This is a genomic window from Vibrio wakamikoensis, from assembly GCF_050337275.1.
In the GTDB taxonomy this organism is placed as follows: domain Bacteria; phylum Pseudomonadota; class Gammaproteobacteria; order Enterobacterales; family Vibrionaceae; genus Vibrio; species Vibrio chaetopteri.
Genome location: NZ_JAKJST010000012.1, coordinates 395,274 through 415,152 on the forward strand (window position 1 = coordinate 395,274; position 19,879 = coordinate 415,152).

Sequence of the window (19,879 nt, forward strand, 5' to 3'; positions counted from 1 at the left end):
AATTATAACTCGTAGCACAAAGCGGCGCGTCCATGGAAGGGTGGCCGTTTTTCTTTTAAGTAAAAAAGAATTACAGGCAAAAAGAAACGCCCTTTAATCAAAGGGCGTTTCGAACATAAGTAGAACTCTAGTGTTACTTAGAATTCGACACTGGTGTTTTGATCACCTACTACTGATACATTTGGTTGAATACTGAAGATGTTAAAACCAGCCGCCACGGGATCTGAGCCTTCTTCGCCATCATCATGTTGAGCGGTACAAGTGTACCCAAGGTTATAGTTTCCTGGGTCTAGGAAACCGAATGAGAACTCGTAGAATTGCTGCGTTTCATTATAACTAACGTTAGCAGAGGTCAAAGGCTTAACGGTATCGGTTCCGCCAATAGGCGCCATGTTTTCTTGTGTAGTGCCGGTTTCATACAAGTAGACCGCTTGCGCTACATTGGCATCCGCTGGGTCGTTACAAGCGTTGAACGTCGCGGTTGCTACTGTGCCTTCGATATTGCCAGTCACAGCTGTATTGATCAGAGTTACCGAGGTACGCTGAATGCTGTAATCTGGGAATGTTGACGTATTTTTTAGACCTCGTCGAAGATCAAACTCTACTGCAAAGTCGTTGTTTTGCGGATTTACCGCAACCGAATCATTGAAGTACAGGACGCCCGTATTGTCTATTTTGCCCACGCCTTGTGGGCAAGCGCCGTTACCTTTAACTGATAACTCGCGCTCGGTATCGTCGTCTTCAATAACGTAGGAAGGGTGGGTCGGGTGATCGCCATCGTTAGCAAACACGCACAGTTTGTAGTTGCCTACAGTTACGACTTCATCTTTAATCAGCGGCATGACCTTACTGCCTTGATAGTCGAGTAGGTTGATGCTCAGTGGTACTGGGTCTTCACCGTCAGGAATAGGGTCACCATTCTCATCAACCGGGTTACCTTCATCGTCCGTTAAGTACACGTCATAGATGAGTGGTGAGCCTCCATCTTGCGGCAATAGCGCCACTGTGCCGAAGGTCACTACGACCTCTTTGACCTCATCTACTGGAGCGTCTGTAACGCTAAGCGTAACAGGCGTCGTTGCTGCTGGAGAACTTGAATCTCCACCACACCCAACGAGTGCAAGTGACACGACACCTGCAACGGCGGTAAGTTTTAAATACTTCATAACTCAATCCTTATTTACACTTCTAGCAAAGCGCGGTGATCAATCATCATTTTTGTCGCGGTCTTTACCTTTGTTGTTTTTGTCCTTGCCGTGCCCTTTACCTGGGTTATCGTCGCCATGGATGCTGCGGTTATCACCCTTGTTTTTATTGCCACCTTTCGAACCGTCTTCACAATCCTCTGAACGTAGTGTCATCACGTCACCTTCGATTTTTCGGCAATCGTCACTGATTTCCATGCGATCGCCTTTGATTGTAACATCTGCTTGTGCCGCAGAAAGGGGAAGCAAAGCTCCAAGAGCTAATGAGATAAGTGCTTTCATTACTAACCTACCTTTGCAAGTTGAGGGACACGTCAAGCGTGTACAGGTTAGTTAAGTTTAGTCACAATATGTCAGAGCTATTCTATGCTTGGAAAGCATTCTGTCAGCGGATAGCAGAAGTGAGACACGCTGTCAGAATATGGATGAAGGCTTGTGGGATAAGATGCATAAAAAAGCCAGCATCGTTTGCTGGCTTGAGTGTTTCATCGATGCTTTTGCCCAACAACATATTGTTGGAAGCTTAGCTAAACCAATTTAGCTTGTCGTGTAACTGCGTGACGCTACCAACAACAATTAAAGCAGGGCTTTCTGCTTCGCTAGCCATTTGAGGTAGCGTGTTTAGCGCACCTTGGAAAACACGTTGTTCTTTGCGCGTTCCATTCTCTATGACCGCACACGGCGTGTTTTCATCAAGACCGTGAGTAATAAGCTTGTCAGTAATACGACCACTTTGCTTCAGACCCATGTAGAACACGAGTGTATTGTTGGACTGAGCAAGCGAGCTCCATTCAATCTCACGTCCATCTTTTTGCACATGACCGGTAATAAACTGCACGCTCTGCGCGTGGTCGCGGTGGGTAAGAGGAATGCCTGCATACGCAGTCGCTCCTGCGGCTGCTGTGATTCCCGGTACAACCTCAAAGCTGATGCCGTTTTCTGCCAGCGTTTCTAATTCTTCACCGCCACGGCCAAAGATAAATGAATCTCCACCTTTAAGGCGAACGACTTTGTGGCCCTCTTTCGCCTTTTCTACCAAGATTTGGTTGATCTGATCTTGTGGAACGCAGTGATAGTCGAGCTTCTTACCCACATAAATCATCTCTGCATCTGGTTTTGCCAGCGAAAGGATATCTCTGGAGACGAGTCTATCGAAAACGACTACATCCGCAGACTGAATCACGCGATATCCTTTCACTGTCAAAAGATCAGGGTCTCCAGGCCCCGCACCGACTAATGAAACAAAGCCGGCATTTAAAGATGTGTGATTGGTGGTCATAAGCTACGCCTATCAAATCAAAATTTGGGTATAAAGAGTGACACTCGGCAATGTGACTTTTTATAACCAAAGAGTGAAAAGACCTCACCACGAAGGTGAGGTCTTATCGAGATTATTTCGCGCTTAGCGCTGGTTCAGCTTGCACTTGTTGTTCTGCTTCAGCAGAGATTGAAGGTGCAGTTTTAGCGTGAGTTAGGTAAAGCGGGATACAAGTCATGATTAGACCGCCAACGATGTTACCTAGGATTGTTGGGATAAGGTTGAAGTTCAACCAAGTCGCGATACCAAAATCAGCACCTAGAATCATGCCTAGTGGGAATAGGAACATGTTTACGACTGTGTGTTCAAACACAAGTGCGAAGAAGATGAAGATTGGGAACCACATCATAGCTACACGACCTGCAACAGTACGTGCTGTCATGTTACCGATTACGCCCAGACAAACCATTAGGTTACAGAAGATGCCACGCACGAAACACGTGATCCAACCGTCTATGCCCATGTTTTCAAAACCAAGGCTACGAGCAGTAGAAACCGCAACAAACTTCTTCGCTACCGCGTTTAGCTCAAGAGAGAAGTTACCCGTTAGTGATACAGCCACAAGGTAAGCAACAATCAATGAACCGATAAGGTTACCAAGACCTACTAGACCCCAGCAGCGCATGATACGACCCCAAGTGATACCAGGGCGGTTTTCAAATTTTGCCAAAGGCGCAAGACCGAAAACACCTGTAACTAGGTCATAGCCCATTACGCTCAGAATAACGAAACCAACAGGGAACACGAGCGCGCCCACAACGCCCATACCAGTTTGAACAATGGTCGTGATCGCTACAACAACCGCCAATGACAGAATGATACCTGCCATAGTACCGCGCAAAAGTAGATCGCGAGTGCTGGTTTTGGTCTTCGCTTCACCAACGTCGATCATAGTTTGAACGAATTGTGCAGGTTTAAAATCAGTAGACATCATGTCTCTCCAACAAAGTGTAAAAATAAAAAAGTTAAGATTGAATAGTGATAGAGGCTAGGGTGGCTAACCCCTATAGGCTATTCATTCTCTAGTTCATATTTGGCCTAGAGTAGGCTTATGCAGAAATCTCTACCGCACCTTTAGTCACGCGAGCTTTGTAAGCCTTCACGCTAAAGCGCTCATCTTCCATGCACGCGCCTGTTGCTAGGTTAAAGCGCTGCTTCTTGAGTGGGCTTGCAACCCAAAGCTCACCTTGGTGTTCAACAATCAAGCCACGTGATAGCACGTTAGATTGATAGAACGGATCCAAGTTGCTGATAGCGCGAACTTCTTCTGCAGCACTTGGGCGGAAAACCGCGACCTGCTGACCGTCAATCAACGCACAAACACCTGTGCCAGGGACGATATCTTGGATGTCACATACTTTTTGAAATGCCATGATTACTTCTCCAGCTCAACGTGTAGGATGTCGCCTTTCGCTTCAGGGTGTTTCTCTGTGAATGTCGCTGGACGGTGTTGATCACGCTCTTGAACGAAAACCACATTGTCATCACGCAGGTCACTGTTAATGAAGTGAGCAAAGCGTGTAAGCTGAGACTCGTCTTCAATCGTGTTTTTCCATTCACAGCTGTAATCGCCCACTAGACGCTGTACGTCAGCCTCAAGTTGTTCGTTGATGCCAAGCTTGTTATCCACGATAACTTCACGTAGGTAGTCCACACCACCTTCCATGTTTTCCATCCAAACTGAGGTGCGTTGTAGTGGCGCAGCAGTACGGATATAGAACATCATAAAGCGGTCGATGTACTGGATTAGTGTCGCTTCATCTAGGTCAGAAGCCAGTAGGTCTGCGTGACGAGGTTTCATACCACCGTTACCACATACGTACATGTTCCAACCTGCGTCAGTCGCGATGATGCCAAGGTCTTTACCTTGCGCTTCCGCACACTCACGAGTACAGCCAGACACACCAAACTTCATCTTATGAGGAGTACGGATGCCTTTGTAACGGTTCTCGATGCGAGAGCCCAAACCGACAGAGTCTTGAACGCCGTAACGACACCAAGTAGAGCCCACACACGTTTTCGCCATGCGAAGTGCTTTTGCATACGCTTGACCTGTCTCGTAACCCGCTTCAATCAGTTTCTTCCAGATAGCAGGAAGGTCGTCTTTTTGCGCCCCGAACAGACCAATACGTTGTGCACCCGTCACCTTAGTGTAAAGGTTGTATTCTGCAGCCACTTCAGCCAGCACTTTTAGTGCTTGAGGTGTGACTTCACCGCCAGCCATACGTGGGATAACTGAGTAAGTACCGTCTTTTTGGATGTTACCTAGGAAGTTATCGTTGGTATCGTGCAGCTTCACTAGCTCAGGCTTAAGAATGTGGTCACCCCAGCAAGACGCTAAGAGAGAGCCTGCTAGTGGCTTACACACTTCACAGCCGTAGCCTGTACCGTGTTTCTCAAGTAGTTCTTCGAACGTCTTGATCTCGCCAATACGTACTAGGTGGAACAGCTCTTGACGAGAATAAGCAAAGTGCTCACATACATCGTTCTTAACTTCGATACCAGATTTAGCAAGTTCAGCATTCAGAACCGAAGTTACAAGAGGGATACAACCACCACAGCCAGTGCCTGCACCAGTCACCGCTTTGATGTCGCCAATTGTGTGGTGACCTTGAGCAACCGCCTCTGCAATCTTGCCTTTTGTTACGTCGAAACAAGAACAGATAACCGCGGACTCAGGAAGCGAATCTGCACCTAGTGTCGGCTTTTCTGCACCAGCGTGTGCTGGAAGGATAAGTGCATCCGGGTGCTCTGGTAGGTCGATTTCGTTCAGCATTAGCTGAAGTAGGTCGCCGTAGTCGGAGGTATCACCAACCATTACCGCACCAAGAAGTTTCTTGTTGTCTTCAGAAACGATAAGACGCTTGTAAACTTCTTGCTCTTCGTTTTGGTAAACGTAGCTCTTACAGCCAGGAGTGCGACCGTTAGCGTCACCAATTGAGCCTACTTTCACGCCAAGAAGCTTAAGCTTCGCAGACATATCAGCGCCTTCAAATTTGCTGTCGTTACCTACTACGTGGTCAACCGCAACCGTTGCCATCTTGTAGCCAGGCGCTACTAGGCCGTAGAACGTTTCGTTCCAAGACGCACACTCACCAATTGCGTAGATGTTTTCATCTGAGGTTTGGCAGAAGTCGTTGATAGCAATACCGCCACGATGTGCAATATCTAGCTTCATTTCACGCGCAAGTTTGTCTTGAGGGCGGATACCTGCAGAGAACACGATGAAGTCAGTTTCTAGCTCAGTACCGTCGGCAAAGCGCATCACGTTACGTGCTGTTTTGCCTTCAGGAGCGATTTCTAGGGTGTTCTTGCTGGTGTGTACATTCACGCCCATGCTTTCAATTTTTGAACGAAGCTGATTACCGCCAGCTTGATCAAGCTGCTCTGCCATTAGCTTTGGTGCGAACTCAACAACGTGAGTTTCTACACCTAGTGCTTTAAGTGCACCGGCAGCTTCAAGACCTAGCAGACCACCACCGATGACAACACCGCTCTTGCTTTTCTTCGCGGTCGCTTCGATAGCTTTCAGATCTTCGATAGTGCGGTAAACAAAGCAGTCTTTGCTTTCGTTGCCTTTGATAGACGGAACAAATGGGAAAGAGCCAGTAGCGAGGATGAGTTTGTCGTATTTGATTTCACGACCAGTGCTGGAGTAAACGATGTGGTTTTCACGGTTGATATTGATAGCGCGCTCGCCAATCAATACGTTAATGCCGTGCTTTTGGTAAAAACCTTCTTTAACGAGAGAGAGCTCGTCAGCAGTGTGGTGCGAAAAATAAGAGGAAAGGTGCACACGGTCGTACGCTACGCGGGGTTCTTCGCAGAAAACAGTCACTTCATAGTTTGCCATATCCGCTTTCTCGACTAGGTCTTCGAGATAGCGATGACCAACCATGCCGTTTCCTACAACCACAAGCTTCATCTTGCTCATTATTAGTACCTAAGGGTTATTATCGAATCTACGCGCATTGTTAAATGTGAAAGAAAATTAAAATATGATGTAAATCAATTACAGAATTAAACTATCCTAAAGGGGTAGGTAGGGTGGTTAGATATCGTGCGTTGATATATTTACCGACATGACCTATCGGAAAATACAATGATGGGTTAATGGCGCGTGTCATTATGGTTATTTTTTAGGAGGTGATTTGTAACTTAGACTTGTTGTGTATCGTTTCATTTGTAGTACAAAATCAAGTTAATTACGAAATTGAAAGTTTAGACCACTTGAAGTGTTCTAACTATGAATAAATGTTAATAGCAGGGGATGATGGTGATAAGTGGCCTGATATTGATATAATTAACTAATAAACAGCTAAATATCTACGCCACACATTAAAGTGCCCGCAATACGATTCATAGTTTTGACATGTTAAGCCTGACCCAGTGTACGTTTCAGACCTTTACCTCTGGTTGCTTAAATAGTCATACAAATAAATTCACTGAGTAAAATAATTGCCAACATTATTGAGACTTGGAGAGTCATTGGTTTCGACTGAGCGGTGAAAGGAGGAAGCAGGGAGAGCTTACCAAAGTGAGAAGAGAGCTGGCGGTTGGTGTCGGTTTAACGCAATAAACTAAATGGGCTCCAAAAAAGAGCCCATTCTTTCATCTAAAAACAACTTAGCCAAAAAACAACCAAACACCAACGCCACACATGAGTGTGCCTGCGATGCGATTCATGGTTCGCACATTGTTGGCGTTACCCAGGGTGCGTTTTAAACCTTTGCCTCCGGTTGCATATATTGTCATGCAAACGAATTCGCTGACTAAGATAATCGCAAGCATCATGGAGACCTGGCCAAACATTGACTTGGATTGATCGATAAAGGGTGGAAGCAGTGAAATCATGAAAGCCCAGCCTTTAGGGTTGGCGATGGCCGTGACAAAGCCTTGTACAACAAGATCCCAATCGTTGTGACGTGACGATTGCTCAACTTCGGATGTGATGGCGAGTTTGCCGCGTGAACGCCACATTTGAATGCCTAGATAGAAGAGGTAAGTCGCACCTACTGCTTTGAAAATAGTGAACACTTCTGGATATCTCAGCATTACTGCCGCGATACCTAAAATAGCCGCTAAAGCAACAACCGCAACGCCCAAAAGCTCACCAATCATCATCCACAAGGTGCGACGATAACCGATGCTCATACCCATAGTAAGGGCGAGCGTCATGCACATACCTGGAGTAATAGATACAAAGAAAAAGGTGGGGATGAATATTGTCAGTGTAGCCCAGTCCATAGTGTTACTTTTCAAAATATTGAACAATTCGGCTATTAATATCAGAGAATCCGTGACAGAACTATCACTTTGTTAAACAGAATGGAATATTTTTAGCGGCCTCCGGCTTGGAGATAAATAAAGGGTTAGTGCGGCGTAAAGGATAAAATAAGGCTCGGTGGTTAAATAATAGACAGATTGCCTGTACGATCAGAATGAAGTCAAATGATAACACTTTGACATACAAGGTGTTTACATTCATTGTTGGTGAGCTACCCAATAACGTACACAGGAATCTAAGAAATGGACTTCAAAAAAACCATTCGTCGAGTCAGTACTCTTATCGTCGCATCTCTAACCACTCTTGCCGCAACTCATGTTCAAGCAGATGACAAAGTGTATCGTCTAAAACTTGCAGAAACCTGGGGGCCTAACACGCCCATCTTAGGGGATGCGAGTAAGAATATGGCTAAGCTTGCGAAAGAAATGTCGAACGGACGTTTGATCATTCGTATCGATTCGGCCAACAAGCACAAAGCACCACTTGGCGTCTTTGATATGGTGAAATCGGGACAATACGATCTTGGCCATTCCAGCTCTTACTACTGGAAAGGCAAGGTTCCAAACACGCTGTATTTCTCATCGATGCCATTTGGTATGACAACCATGGAGCAGTATTCGTGGTTTTATCACGGTGGCGGTTTAGAGTTGATGCAACAGGTGTATTCACCGCATAACCTATTGTCATTTCCGGGCGGTAACTCTGATATCCAGATGGGTGGTTGGTTTAAAAAAGAAATCAACACCATCGATGATTTGAAAGGGTTAAAAATGCGTATCCCGGGTTTCGCTGGTGAAGTGTTGGCTCAGGTTGGTGCTAAACCTACGAACATCGCTCCAGGAGAGCTTTATACATCGTTAGAGCGTGGCACTATTGATGCTCTAGAGTGGGTTGGACCTGCGTTTGATTTACGAATGGGCTTTCAGAAAATTGCGCCATATTACTACACCGCATGGCATGAGCCAGGATCCGAGACACAGTTCCTAGTAAACAAAAAAGTCTGGCAAGAGCTACCTGACGATCTAAAAATCATTCTAGAAACCTCGTTCCGCGTCGCGGCGTTTGATATGTATACTCAAGCGCTCCATGAAAATGCGAATAGCTGGTCTAAGATGAGTTCAGAGTACCCAGACATTAAAGTTCGTAGCTTCCCACCTGAAGTGATTAATGCTCTAAAACAAGCGAACGGTGAACTGCTTAAGCAACAAGCGGCGAACGATGAACTGGCAAAAGAAATCTTGGATTCACAAGCGTCATATTTAAATAAAATGCGTGAATGGACGACCATCTCACTGCAAGCTTACTTGAACGAGCAAACAAATTAAGTCTGATTGAAGCGTATCTAATTACGCATTAAAAACGGCCTATTTCACTGGTTGAAATGGGCCGTTTTGTATTAGTTCGTGGCTCGACTGGTAAACGAGATGTCTTTTCCGTGGCCGGAGCCTATCATCACTGCCTCAAATATCGGCTCCGATGCGTCATTCGGATTTGACCAATTAACAATAAAATTGGCACCGACCCCACCGCTCACTTCTCGTTTTTCTACTAGATACTCAGAGCTTGAAAGTGGTTCGAGTACATAACCTTTGTCTAGGAATTTTCTAACCAGTTTTCCTTCCGTGTCAAAGTAATCAATGCTATGGATTTGAATGCTCTGCTTTGGATCTGTGTTTCTCACAACTAACGTGGTCTCTAGCAGTACGGGTTTACCTCCATCGGTGTAGATATGAGAGTAAGCAGGGACGTAACTACTGCGATCTGCATTGCCACTTGCAGCAATGGTTGTTCGTTCGATTTGCTGTGCTTGATGGCTCAGCTTTTCTTCAATGGTATCGACTGATTTGATCAGTGACCCAAGATAAATGGCTAAGCCGATGGCAAGGACAGTAGAGAGAATGGAAACAATTTGGCTGGCTTTACGATTTTCAGTCATGTGGTCTCCCAACAAGGCATTGAAGTAATGCTTACAGTGTACTATTTACGTCCGGAAATGGGCTATTTGTTATCAAGATCATAGTGTTAACTTGGCAACTTTATTGTTAGTAGATATGTCTTGCCCCTCGAAAAGGCAATTCACTCATTTGGTGCTAGTAATGCACAGACTTGGTGCTAATCAAAGCCATTTGGTGCGATGAGGACTGTTTTCATTTTCCCATTCCCTGTAATTGCGAGTGTTTAAACCCTACAGAATACGGGTATATAAATTGCTTTATTATCAATAAACTAGATTCAAGGGATTGAACATGAACTTAACAACAACAGAAAAACGCTGGCTACCATGGTTTGGGAGCACGGGGAAAATCGCGATGCGTCTGGCTTGTTTTGCCAATCGCAGTCGCATTAATGAGCTTGAGCAAACGTTCGAGAGCATTGCTCAAACTCGGGTGAAGCTCTTAGAAACATGGACGCTTAATCAATGGCGGTTCTTAGAAGATGCCGCTTTCTATCTCTCCTCGAAGACGCAAGATGAACAAGCTGAGGCGCTCGATTTATTGCTTAAACGCAGCAAAGACTTCACAGAGCTTTTTTTGGTTGATAGCACCGGTGTAACGACCTGCTCAAGTTATCGTGAGCATAATGGACAAAAACTTACCGCTCCGAAAGCATTAGAACTGGGTCAAGTGAGGCCATTTTTACATGGCCCTTACGTTGACCAGAGAACGCTAACGATAGGGGCGTCATCATCCAAGTTTCATGATGTTGTTACCCTGATGTTCTATCAACCCCTTGATGCGAGTCAACCCAACTCTCCAGTGCTCTGCGGGCGTGTGCCAAATGATGTACTAGGAGATTTGATACAGCGAGAGGCGGGGCATATCTATAGTGAGTCAGGGGATAACTACTTATTTATGGTTGAGTCGAAGTTCGATCCAACCATCACACAAGGTGTTGCACTGTCGCGTTCTAGATTTGAAGATAATACCTTTTCCCATGGAGAGAACTTAAAGCAAGGGGTTCAAACGGATTGGGGAACGGTGCAAATTCGTCATCACACCGAATTTGAAGTGGTGTTTAATGATCCCGCGACCAATCAACTCCACCCGGGTGTGCGCGAAACGATCAAAAATGGCAGCAATGTATATGTTGATTATCCTGGATACTCGGACTATCGCCATATTCCGGTGATTGGTAAGGGCGTGACATTTCAGTTGCCTGGCTCCATTGATCGATGGGGCATGATGTGTGAGTCGGATTTGGAAGAAGTGCACCGCCATCGGTCGCTGGTGGGGCGCTTAACTCGTCGCTTTATGGCTTCAGCCATGTTGGTCACACTATTGCCAGTGGCGCTTCAGCACTTTTTGGGTTGGGATCCGTATTCGAGTGCGGGCATATCACTGCTAAGTGCTGGTGCATTAACGCTACTGTTTCGATCACGGACAGCGAAACCTTTGTCGCGAAGCCTTGAACAGATGACAGGTGTGATGAAAGTATTGGCCGAAGGAGATGGAAATCTAAAGCAGCGGCTTGATGCCTCCAAGTTTAAAGCGGACGAGACAGGGGATTTAGGCAGGTGGACAAACAGCTTCATTGATAACTTAGAAACAGTTGTATCAGAGTTGGTGTTTGCGAGTCGTGAAGTGAACAATGTCTCTGAATCTATGTTTCGTTGTAGTCAGCGATTGTCCAAGTCCAGTGAGGATACGTCTGGATCCATCTCTCAGCTTATTGATCTTTCCGAGCAGCAAGTTGAAGAAATCCGTTCTGCTAATGATAATGCGAGAGAAATGCATGTGTTGATGACGGAGTCTGTTGAACGTGCGCATCAGGAGTATGAAACGGCTCGTAGTAGCGCCGATAACATTAAAGATATTGTTCAATCCTCGTCTACCAGTGTAAATGACGTGAATAATGAAATGGAAAAGATAAGTGACATCGTCACATTGATAACAGACATTACTGCACAGACCAATTTACTCGCGCTGAATGCGGCCATTGAAGCGGCGAGGGCAGGTGAGCACGGTAGAGGCTTTTCTGTGGTCGCAGATGAGGTGCGAACGTTGGCAGACAGAACGGCTGCGGCAGCGAAGGATATTGGTGATTTGATGGAGCAATTAAGGCTTCAGTCTGAAAAGGCGGTGAATACCATGCGAGCGGGAATTGAAAATGTTGAAAGCAATGCGTATTTAGCGGATACATCGAAGCAAAATGAACAGCTACAACAATCTGTGAACTCGTTGTTTGCTGCAATCACTGGGCTTGCGGAGATGAGTAACACCAACTCGCAGACGGCGGAGCATGCTGCTGAGTCGACAAGTTCACTGCAATATCAGTCTAAGCAGTTGGCGCGTCGTACATCACTTATGCAAAACTCCATCTCAAGGCTAGATCAATTGGTTGGCCGATTTGAAGTGTAGTTACCACAACAAAGGAGGTGCAAGCCTCCTTTCTGTTTTAACGCTCTTTAAGCCGCTTTATTAATACCATTAGCTTCTATTAGCTCCGCCAACTTAGCCTTGTCTACGATAACACTTCGAAGATCCTGGTTTCTCTTCGCTTCATACATGGCAAAGTCAGTATAGATGAGTAGCTGCTTAATACTTAGCTCGCTGCTGTCTGGTAAGAACACGCCTACCGCTGCGTGAAGCTGCAGTGTTTCATCTTGGCCACGAAGTTTAAAATCAAAACTCTCTAATCGTGGTAGCAATTCCGACAATTTATCTCTATTCAGAGACGTAATAGCAACAAACTCATCACCACCAATTCGATAGCTCGTCCCTTTGACCGTTTGGCGCAGTAGCTTGGCGTAGCATCTAAGCACTTGGTCGCCGACAGTATGGCCGTAAGTGTCGTTTATTTGTTTGAACCCATTAAGGTCAATATAAATAAGTCCGTTTCCTTTGCCCAATGATTGTTTACGAATACGGTTCAAAGCATAGCGATTCTTTAGCTTAGTTAGGGCGTCGTGGTTTGCTCTATGGTTGGTGAGATAGCCAAACACGATGGTCACTAAAATAAACAATCCAAGCAGAACATTGATTATATTCAGCCGCTTTTTATCTAGCTCTTTTTTATTGAGCTCTCGCCAGTTTGCTGGTGGTTGATATTTCTGGTGAATCGCTTCTGTATCGACAAAGTCCAACGTACGGTTGAACAATTTTGCCAGAGTTTCACCACGCTCTGATTTCGGAAAACCAAAACTAAGCTGAGACTGATAAAAGGGTTTGAAGTAGTGGTCTTCGGTAATTTCTGACAGAACTTGCTCGTAGAGTAGGGTATTGAGTGTGACGCGGTTAGTGACGGCGTAGTCAATGGTACCGGCAATTAGACCTCGCACCATAGCTTCGGTGTCTTTGAAATAAACCAGTTCTTTATTTGGTAGCAATCGTCTGGTGATGGTGGCAAAAACATCATTTTCTACAACACCTACGCGCTCAGCAAAAAGCTCAGAGATATGTCTATAGACTTCTTCTTTAAACCCAACACGTTTTGCAATCACTCCATCGATGGAAGCAAAAGGCCGACTGAATATCATATGTTTTTTACGATGCTTGAGATCGGCAATAGGGGTCATTACGTCGTGTTCGGCAAGCATTAGTTTTTGCAGTGACGCCGCCCAGGCTTTGTTTGGCTCATATACAAGCTCACATTGTAATGAACCAAGACGACAAACTTCTTTAACTAATTCAACGGCAACACCTTGAACACGGCCATCTTGGGATTGATAGACATAGGGCTTTCTGTGATTTAGATGAACCTCAAGCGGTGCACTCAGGTCTAGGCCTGAAGATTCAATGTCACTTTTAAGCTGTTTGATTGCTATGTTGGTGATGTAGCTTTCGATATAGCTGCGTATCTGCTTCTGAACAGTATCTTGTGAGATTATTTGACTGAACTTCGCTAGTAGCGGTGCATTTTCTGGTTTATTCGTAATGATAGAAACTGGCGGTATTGAGACTCTATCATTAATTAGAGCCGCTTTAAATCCAGCATTCAAAAACCATTCTAGCTGCAAAAATGTACCAATGAAGCCATCGATATCTCCGCTGCGCATGCTTTCAAACACCACGTCATTGTCGTTAAAGCTTAAGACCCGTTTTTCGGGGTAGTAGCGTTGAATAATATCGTTAAACGCTGTCCCCATTGTGGTGCCAATCACAGACAGCTCGTCAAAGCTTTGCCCTGATTGGGTAAACAAATAGGTGGGTTCTATATTGATCGGCGGCGAAAAAATAAATCGCTTGGAGCGAGCTTTAGTAAAAGTGATGTTAGAGATAAAATCGAGTTTGCGATTTTCAACAGCATTTAGTCGCTCAGTAAAATCTGATACCGCAACATATTTAAAATGAAAGTTTGATTGACTCTCAATGGTCGAAAAAATAAATCTCGCTAAGAAGTCCCGCTCGTGGGCGGAGACTAGAAAGGTTTTATTTTCCGTGCTGGCGGCATGTGCGCTTGGAAAGGCATTAATGACGACTAGAGCAGTAGAGAAAACAATGACAACAAGGTGATGCATACAGCGAACTCTCAACTCCAGTGACTCCTTCCATGGCATTTTTGGGTAGAGGTAAGTCACTATTCTAGCCGCTGTATGCCATATTGCAATGTTAACCAACTGAAAACAAAATAGAAGTCTAGAAATGGTATTGAAACGCAATGATATGTCGAGTTGAGTCTAATTTTTTGCGGCAAAAAGGCGACGTGAAACGTCGCCTTGTGAGGTAATTCTGTCAATGATTGTTTTAGACCATGACGGCATCATTGCTGTTGTCATGACCTCGATCACGATTAGCAATATGAAGTCCCCACATCGCCAACAGTGCCATGATAAGCATAATTACCCCGAGCGGAAGTTGGCTGCTAGCAGGGATAACTGAGGCCCCAAGTGTGGCAAGTCCAGCTCCAAGGTTCTGCATGCCACCCAATACTGCGCCACCTGTACCCGCATGATTTGGGAATGGCGTTAACGCGCCTGTTGTCGCCGCTGGGAATAAGACACCAGCACCTAGAAAATAGACTGTGGATCCAAATGTCAGTGTCCAAGCGTCGGTTGCGCCTTGTAGACCTGGAAGTAACACCACCACAGAGCCAAGTACAATAGCAGCCAAGCCAAACTTGAATGCTGCTTGTGTTCCGTAACGTCTGGCCAGCATGGAGGAGAAACCAGCACCCAGCAAATAGCCTGGGATTGGCATTACAAACAGAATGCTAACAGTCAGCGCGGATAGTTTAAGTACACCACCAAACAGTACGCCGGCCGCTGCTTCGAATACAGCAACTCCAGCGAAAGTCGCTACAAGACAAATCACGTAACCTTGAAAGCGACGATCGGCCAGCACAAAGCGGTAGTTGTCCATTGCTGAGCTTTTACTTCTAAGTTCTTGAGGTAGCGTTTCCATCAGCTTCGATGCCATTACAATCACCACGGCAACGGCAAACAAAGTTAAGAACAGGTAGCTTGAGCGCCAGCCCAGTGTTTCTGTAAACACGCCACCAAGCACGGGTGCAAGCAGTGGTGAAAAAATCACGCACATACTAATGATGCTGTTTGCGCGGTGCAGTTCTTCCCCGGAGAAACAGTCACGAGAGAGTGTACGAGACATCGCTCCGCCGCTACCGATGCCAGCGCCTTGAATGAAGCTGCCCAACAAAAATAGCTCGAATGAGTGAGCGAACAGACTAATAACAGCACCGACAAGGTAGATAGCCAATCCAACTAGAATGATAGGCTTACGACCTAATTTATCTGATACAGGACCATATACGAACTGGGATAAACCGTAAGGGATCAAATAACACGCCATTACAGCTTGTAGCATGGCGGGGTTAACGCGAAACTCTTGCGCCATTTGCCCAATAGATGGGACATACATGGTTTGAGTCATTTGACCTACGGCGGTCAGAATAGCGATCAAAAAGGTCAGCTTTGCTAATGGAAATTTGGATGACATTTCTCAAATATCTCGTAAACAATAGGGAGTGATGAAACCTGCCTAGGATTTGCCCTGTCAGTGTTAGGGCGCAGATATTAGTGTCAGTTTGGGCTTTCATCAATAACAAAGCGTGATGTTAATCACGATAAATATTTCATCTATTGATTAGAAAAAATAATGCGAGTGTCCGCGGGCTTGGATACTCGCGGGTTGGTTATTTTGCTGTGGCTTGAGCAACAGCCAATAAGTCGGCTTCTGATGTTGCAGCATGCTGATATACGTGAACATCGCGTTGTGGGAATGGAATACTGATGCCGTTACTATCGAGCTGTTTCTTCACGTCTTCAGTAACGTCCCAATAAACGTCCCAGTAGTGTTCTGTTCTCACCCATGGCCTTACAATGAAATCCACAGAACTCTCGTTTAAGGTATGAACATAGATTATCGGCTCTGGTGATTTAAGCACTTTTGGGTGCGCCGCAAGAATGTCAGAAAATACCTGTTTTGCCTTGTCTATGTCATCGCCATAACCAATACCAAACGTCATGTCTACACGTCGAGTTTTCTCAGCCGTAATGTTGTTAATGGTGTCACCCCAAATCTTGTTGTTTGGGATCACCAAGCGCTGGTTATCAACGGTTCTTATTGTGGTAGAAACCAGGCTCATATGATTCACCGTGCCTGAAATCCCAGCCACTTTAACAAGGTCACCCACATCAAAAGGACGATAGATAAGAATCATCATGCCTGATGCAAAGTTAGATAATGTATCTTGTAGAGCAAAACCGATGATCACACCTGCGACACCGAAACCAGTCAGTAGCGGGCCGAGCTCTATCCCTAATTGTGATAATGCGATAAGCAGACCAAGGGTTGTGACGCCTTTTTGTGCCATCGAGACAAAGAAGTCTTGCATCAGTACACTGAATTTCATGGTTGAGTGACTAACACTCTTGCGTACTGCTTTACCGACAATTTTTGCGAATGAGCGCGATAACCATAGGATGATACCAAAGACAAAGATCTTCACGATAAGTGACGGAGTGTGTTCCATTGCCCAGTCTTTGAAAGCGCCCAGCCACTCTGTGAGTAGCCCCATCATCACGCTGACATCAAGAATATCAGTGCTAATATCTCCGGTAATCGTAAACAGCAGTTGCTTGTAATCGGTTGTGTCAACACCATACTGCTCAAGTAAAGTAATGCTTGATTCTAGGCTTAAGATCAATAGGTTGATTTGACCTGTAATTCGAATCGCATCTTTTTGCAGGGAGGCTTTTTCTTCTTCCGGAAGATAAGCCAGCCTGTCATTAACATCACTTAACTGACTGTCTAGATACAAAACAGAATTATAGAGAAAATCCGCACGCTTTTTTAAATCACGCTCCAATGTGTTGCGTGCTTCAGTTGTATCTATCCCTAAGTCAGACGCCCATTTTAGAGTCGTGGACAGATCCGCATAGTATTCGTCCATTGTCGTAATGCGTTTTTGCATTGCGAACTGAACTTCGTCTTTAGCTGCATCTATGGCCTTTTTTGACTCTTTCAAGAGTCGCTCTAGGTCTTGTTCATTTACTGCAAGAAGGTTTTGCATTAACGTTATCTGGCTAGCGACAATTTGTTTGTTAGTTTCCGCATCTTTGCTGTTCACTAAGCGCTCGGACAATGATTGTCGAAGGGTATCGTTCTTGCGATCGACGATGCTCTCTTCAAATCGATTCAGCTCAGCGTAGTTACTGAGACGTTCAACGTCGAGAATAAGTGCTTCAGACTGAGACATTAAAGTCTGGTTGGTTGACGATACGCTATCCGAAGCCAAAGTCGTAATGGGTAGGGCAGTTCCAATTACCAATGCTAAAACAAGGGTTAGTTTGCTTTTCATTCGCTTTCTCAGAAGTTAATAAGTTTCAGATTTATCGCTGGGCGATCCATAAGTAAGTTTTTCGTGCAATCCAATAACCGGCTTGGGCTACGGCTTTGATTACTGTAAAGCTAAAGTTGGCGATGGAAGTGATCAGGTCACCCGTGCCCACCATAAGTTTGTATGCGTCGGTATGTTGAAATTCTCTATAGGTCATCATGTCTGCTCCACGTTGTCTGGAGCACATAGTAGCGAGATATAAATTGTAAAGTTGCCATTTTGTGCCACAGGCTTTGAAAAGCCGAAAAGACTATCTGAGCGGGAAATGACGAGCGATAGTTAAGGCAATAAAGCAGGTATTTTATTGCTCAATATCAGAGTAAGAGAATGTTAACGGGAATTGTCTGATTAAGTACTAAGCTTGGATTTCAGTAGGAAGGTTTAGTACCAAAAAAAGCCGACATTTTGTCGGCTTTGGAATCTTGGTTAGGCAGAAACCACGTCAATGATGTCGTGGTAATTTATTTAAGAGTGGATGTCCGATTTAAGCTGACCCTTGCGGGTGCGAAGTCCTGCTTCCAATTTTTTTAACGATGCCGCGATAGCGGGGTACATGATGTCGTGGGTGGCTTTGGCTGAGACTCGTACGCCTTCATAGTTGGTGAATACTTCCACCTCATGTTGGTCATGCTCTTTTCTAATGATGATGTCGCTACTAATGAGCTGTGGGAAGTGATCCGCAATTTTTTCGAACTTGCTTTCTATTTCTTCTCTTGAGTCGTCGCCGATCGATACGTGATGGGTCTGAATGTTTATTTTCATTAATTGCACCTCTCCTTTCACTACGTATTTTAAACCTAGCAAAGGAGAGGGCGTTTGACAAAGTCGTTACCGTTACCACTTTGAGTGCAAGGGGTTACTGAGACAGTGTTTTCTCTAGCTGCTTAACCGAATAACTGTATGTGAACCAAGCACTTATTCCTGCTAGAACGTTGCCAATTAGCGCACCATAAAAGAGCCCTTGAATTCCCCCAAACTGTGCACCGAGCCACAAACAAGGCAAGAAAAATGCAAACAATCGAAGAGTCGAAATGGTTAGAGCGGTTTTGGCTTTGCCTAGAGCATTTGAGATAGACACCATAAGCATACATACGCCAAGTGGGCCTAAACTAAATGGCACTAATATCAGGTGATAGTTCAAGATCTGAAAGACATAGTCTTCACTGGTCATGAGAGAGGAAAGCTGAGTGGCAAATAGCCAAGTAATGACGGCGACTAACAACTGAAATCCTAAAATGTAGCCTACGGCGATGTTAACCAGCTTTTTGATGTCCTCGAGATTTTTTGCGCCAAGCAGTTTGCCCACCATAGGCGGCATCGACATGGTTAAGGCAAGCACGGTCACAATGGCAAAAAACTCGTAACGTGAGCCAAGAGCCCAAGCTGCAACGGCTGCAGTGCCGAAAGTCGCGAGCAACTTTGTTGCCAGCATAGAGGATAGCGGTGGTAGTAGTTGGCTGACCATGGCGGGTGCCATGATTTTCCAAATCGAGCGCAAACTCTCGCCGATATCCACATTAGACCAATTAAATGATGCCCAGTTTTTTGACACTACTTTCGGGGCGACGACTGCAATGCCAATACCAAAGGCAACGATAGTTGCAATGGCAGCACCGTTGATGCCCATGTCAAAAGTAAAAATAAATAGAGGGTCAAGCGCAAGGTTGATAATGCTGGTAATGACCATCATCATTCCCGGCAACACAGTATTGCCGTTGGCGCGGCAGACACTGTAGTAAAAGTAAAGTACCGCACCTACCCATGAGCTCAATAGCCAATATGGCCAATAGCTATCAATGACCGGATAAACGCTTTCAGGGGCGCTTAACAGGGCAAGAATTGGGTGGCGGATAAACCAGATCAGCACGCCGATGATTGCCACGCCAGCACTGCCAAACACCAATATCAACCCACCTAACTGCTTTGCGTATTCATCATTGTTCCCGCCAAGTGCTCTGGAAATGATGGCTGTCGTTGCAATGCCAAGACCCACCTGTATACCAATGATCACCATTTGCATCGGCAGGGTAAAACCTTGTGCCGCGAGTGGCAGTACACCTAGCTGGCCAATAAATGCACTGTCTACCAGTTGAAAGCTCATGAGTGATAGGACACCTAGTACCATAGGTAATGTCATATTAAACAGTTGTTTAGCTAGCTGTTTTGAATCTTTATCCACGTTGTTCTCTTTGTTTTGTTTCTAATGCTGCTAGTAAAGGGTAGGGCAAATAAAACAACAAAGACGGGCAGTGTGCCCGTCTTTGTATTGAACAG

General features: G+C 45.2%; 16 protein-coding genes. 2 read left to right on the forward strand and 14 right to left on the reverse strand.

Annotation, left to right across the window (positions count from 1 at the left end):
• Positions 1-137: 137 nt before the first annotated feature.
• From L4C42_RS02510 to L4C42_RS02540, 7 genes are all read right to left on the reverse strand, one after another.
• Positions 138-1,166 (reverse strand): DUF4382 domain-containing protein, encoded by a 1,029-nt coding sequence (locus L4C42_RS02510; RefSeq protein WP_429759198.1) that lies wholly within the window; start codon positions 1,164-1,166, stop codon positions 138-140.
• Positions 1,167-1,205: 39 nt separating this feature from the next.
• Positions 1,206-1,487 (reverse strand): CG2 omega domain protein, encoded by a 282-nt coding sequence (locus tag L4C42_RS02515; protein ID WP_353496067.1) that lies wholly within the window; start codon positions 1,485-1,487, stop codon positions 1,206-1,208.
• A 241-nt stretch (positions 1,488-1,728) separates the two neighbouring features.
• On the reverse strand, positions 1,729-2,484 hold the full coding sequence (gene cobA / locus L4C42_RS02520) for a uroporphyrinogen-III C-methyltransferase (RefSeq protein WP_353496068.1): 756 nt from the start codon (positions 2,482-2,484) through the stop codon (positions 1,729-1,731).
• 112 nt (positions 2,485-2,596) lie between these two features.
• Positions 2,597-3,454 carry a formate/nitrite transporter family protein gene (locus L4C42_RS02525; RefSeq protein ID WP_353498685.1) on the reverse strand — a complete coding sequence of 286 codons (858 nt, stop codon included), beginning with the start codon at positions 3,452-3,454 and terminating at the stop codon, positions 2,597-2,599.
• A gap of 118 nt (positions 3,455-3,572) precedes the next feature.
• Complete coding sequence (gene nirD, locus L4C42_RS02530) at positions 3,573-3,896, reverse strand: nitrite reductase small subunit NirD (protein WP_353496069.1); 324 nt, start codon at positions 3,894-3,896, stop codon at positions 3,573-3,575.
• Between the two features lie 2 nt (positions 3,897-3,898).
• Complete coding sequence (gene nirB, locus L4C42_RS02535) at positions 3,899-6,457, reverse strand: nitrite reductase large subunit NirB (protein ID WP_353496070.1); 2,559 nt, start codon at positions 6,455-6,457, stop codon at positions 3,899-3,901.
• Between the two features lie 692 nt (positions 6,458-7,149).
• A complete protein-coding gene (locus tag L4C42_RS02540) occupies positions 7,150-7,770 on the reverse strand; it encodes a LysE family translocator (RefSeq protein WP_353496071.1) in 621 nt (206 codons plus the stop codon).
• Positions 7,771-8,052: 282 nt separating this feature from the next.
• Between L4C42_RS02540 and L4C42_RS02545 the strand changes: the two genes are divergently transcribed.
• Positions 8,053-9,135 (forward strand): TRAP transporter substrate-binding protein, encoded by a 1,083-nt coding sequence (locus L4C42_RS02545; protein WP_353496072.1) that lies wholly within the window; start codon positions 8,053-8,055, stop codon positions 9,133-9,135.
• Positions 9,136-9,206: 71 nt separating this feature from the next.
• On the opposite strand, the gene L4C42_RS02550 is transcribed toward L4C42_RS02545, so the two are convergent.
• Positions 9,207-9,746, reverse strand: a complete 540-nt coding sequence (locus L4C42_RS02550) for a DUF3124 domain-containing protein (RefSeq protein ID WP_353496073.1) — start codon at positions 9,744-9,746, stop codon at positions 9,207-9,209.
• A 310-nt stretch (positions 9,747-10,056) separates the two neighbouring features.
• Here L4C42_RS02550 and L4C42_RS02555 point away from each other — a divergent pair, with 310 nt between their 5' ends.
• On the forward strand, positions 10,057-12,168 hold the full coding sequence (locus L4C42_RS02555; protein ID WP_429759202.1) for a methyl-accepting chemotaxis protein: 2,112 nt from the start codon (positions 10,057-10,059) through the stop codon (positions 12,166-12,168).
• A gap of 47 nt (positions 12,169-12,215) precedes the next feature.
• On the opposite strand, the gene L4C42_RS02560 is transcribed toward L4C42_RS02555, so the two are convergent.
• The 6 genes from L4C42_RS02560 to L4C42_RS02585 form a co-directional block, all read right to left on the reverse strand.
• Positions 12,216-14,267 carry a diguanylate cyclase gene (locus L4C42_RS02560; RefSeq protein ID WP_429759204.1) on the reverse strand — a complete coding sequence of 684 codons (2,052 nt, stop codon included), beginning with the start codon at positions 14,265-14,267 and terminating at the stop codon, positions 12,216-12,218.
• Positions 14,268-14,493: 226 nt separating this feature from the next.
• On the reverse strand, positions 14,494-15,702 hold the full coding sequence (gene emrD / locus L4C42_RS02565; RefSeq protein WP_418641430.1) for a multidrug efflux MFS transporter EmrD: 1,209 nt from the start codon (positions 15,700-15,702) through the stop codon (positions 14,494-14,496).
• A gap of 196 nt (positions 15,703-15,898) precedes the next feature.
• On the reverse strand, positions 15,899-17,566 hold the full coding sequence (locus L4C42_RS02570; RefSeq protein ID WP_429759207.1) for a mechanosensitive ion channel family protein: 1,668 nt from the start codon (positions 17,564-17,566) through the stop codon (positions 15,899-15,901).
• A gap of 31 nt (positions 17,567-17,597) precedes the next feature.
• Positions 17,598-17,765: a hypothetical protein gene (locus tag L4C42_RS02575; RefSeq protein ID WP_353496078.1), complete on the reverse strand. Its 168-nt coding sequence runs from the start codon at positions 17,763-17,765 to the stop codon at positions 17,598-17,600.
• A gap of 305 nt (positions 17,766-18,070) precedes the next feature.
• Positions 18,071-18,367 carry a ribosome hibernation-promoting factor, HPF/YfiA family gene (gene hpf, locus L4C42_RS02580; protein WP_353496079.1) on the reverse strand — a complete coding sequence of 99 codons (297 nt, stop codon included), beginning with the start codon at positions 18,365-18,367 and terminating at the stop codon, positions 18,071-18,073.
• 94 nt (positions 18,368-18,461) lie between these two features.
• The gene (locus L4C42_RS02585; protein WP_418642282.1) at positions 18,462-19,742 is read right to left on the reverse strand and encodes an MATE family efflux transporter; all 1,281 of its coding nucleotides are present in this window, start codon (positions 19,740-19,742) and stop codon (positions 18,462-18,464) included.
• Positions 19,743-19,879 lie beyond the last annotated feature (137 nt).

Coding starts and splice junctions, on each gene's coding strand:
- nirB (WP_353496070.1), bottom strand. CDS start 6,457: ATGAGCAAGATGAAGCTTGTGGTTGTAGGAAACGGCATGGTTGGTCAT.
- nirD (WP_353496069.1), bottom strand. CDS start 3,896: ATGGCATTTCAAAAAGTATGTGACATCCAAGATATCGTCCCTGGCACA.
- L4C42_RS02545 (WP_353496072.1), top strand. CDS start 8,053: ATGGACTTCAAAAAAACCATTCGTCGAGTCAGTACTCTTATCGTCGCA.
- L4C42_RS02540 (WP_353496071.1), bottom strand. CDS start 7,770: ATGGACTGGGCTACACTGACAATATTCATCCCCACCTTTTTCTTTGTA.
- emrD (WP_418641430.1), bottom strand. CDS start 15,702: ATGTCATCCAAATTTCCATTAGCAAAGCTGACCTTTTTGATCGCTATT.
- L4C42_RS02555 (WP_429759202.1), top strand. CDS start 10,057: ATGAACTTAACAACAACAGAAAAACGCTGGCTACCATGGTTTGGGAGC.
- L4C42_RS02515 (WP_353496067.1), bottom strand. CDS start 1,487: ATGAAAGCACTTATCTCATTAGCTCTTGGAGCTTTGCTTCCCCTTTCT.
- L4C42_RS02570 (WP_429759207.1), bottom strand. CDS start 17,566: ATGAAAAGCAAACTAACCCTTGTTTTAGCATTGGTAATTGGAACTGCC.
- L4C42_RS02575 (WP_353496078.1), bottom strand. CDS start 17,765: ATGATGACCTATAGAGAATTTCAACATACCGACGCATACAAACTTATG.
- cobA (WP_353496068.1), bottom strand. CDS start 2,484: ATGACCACCAATCACACATCTTTAAATGCCGGCTTTGTTTCATTAGTC.
- L4C42_RS02525 (WP_353498685.1), bottom strand. CDS start 3,454: ATGTCTACTGATTTTAAACCTGCACAATTCGTTCAAACTATGATCGAC.
- L4C42_RS02560 (WP_429759204.1), bottom strand. CDS start 14,267: ATGCATCACCTTGTTGTCATTGTTTTCTCTACTGCTCTAGTCGTCATT.
- L4C42_RS02585 (WP_418642282.1), bottom strand. CDS start 19,742: ATGACATTACCTATGGTACTAGGTGTCCTATCACTCATGAGCTTTCAA.
- L4C42_RS02510 (WP_429759198.1), bottom strand. CDS start 1,166: ATGAAGTATTTAAAACTTACCGCCGTTGCAGGTGTCGTGTCACTTGCA.
- L4C42_RS02550 (WP_353496073.1), bottom strand. CDS start 9,746: ATGACTGAAAATCGTAAAGCCAGCCAAATTGTTTCCATTCTCTCTACT.
- hpf (WP_353496079.1), bottom strand. CDS start 18,367: ATGAAAATAAACATTCAGACCCATCACGTATCGATCGGCGACGACTCA.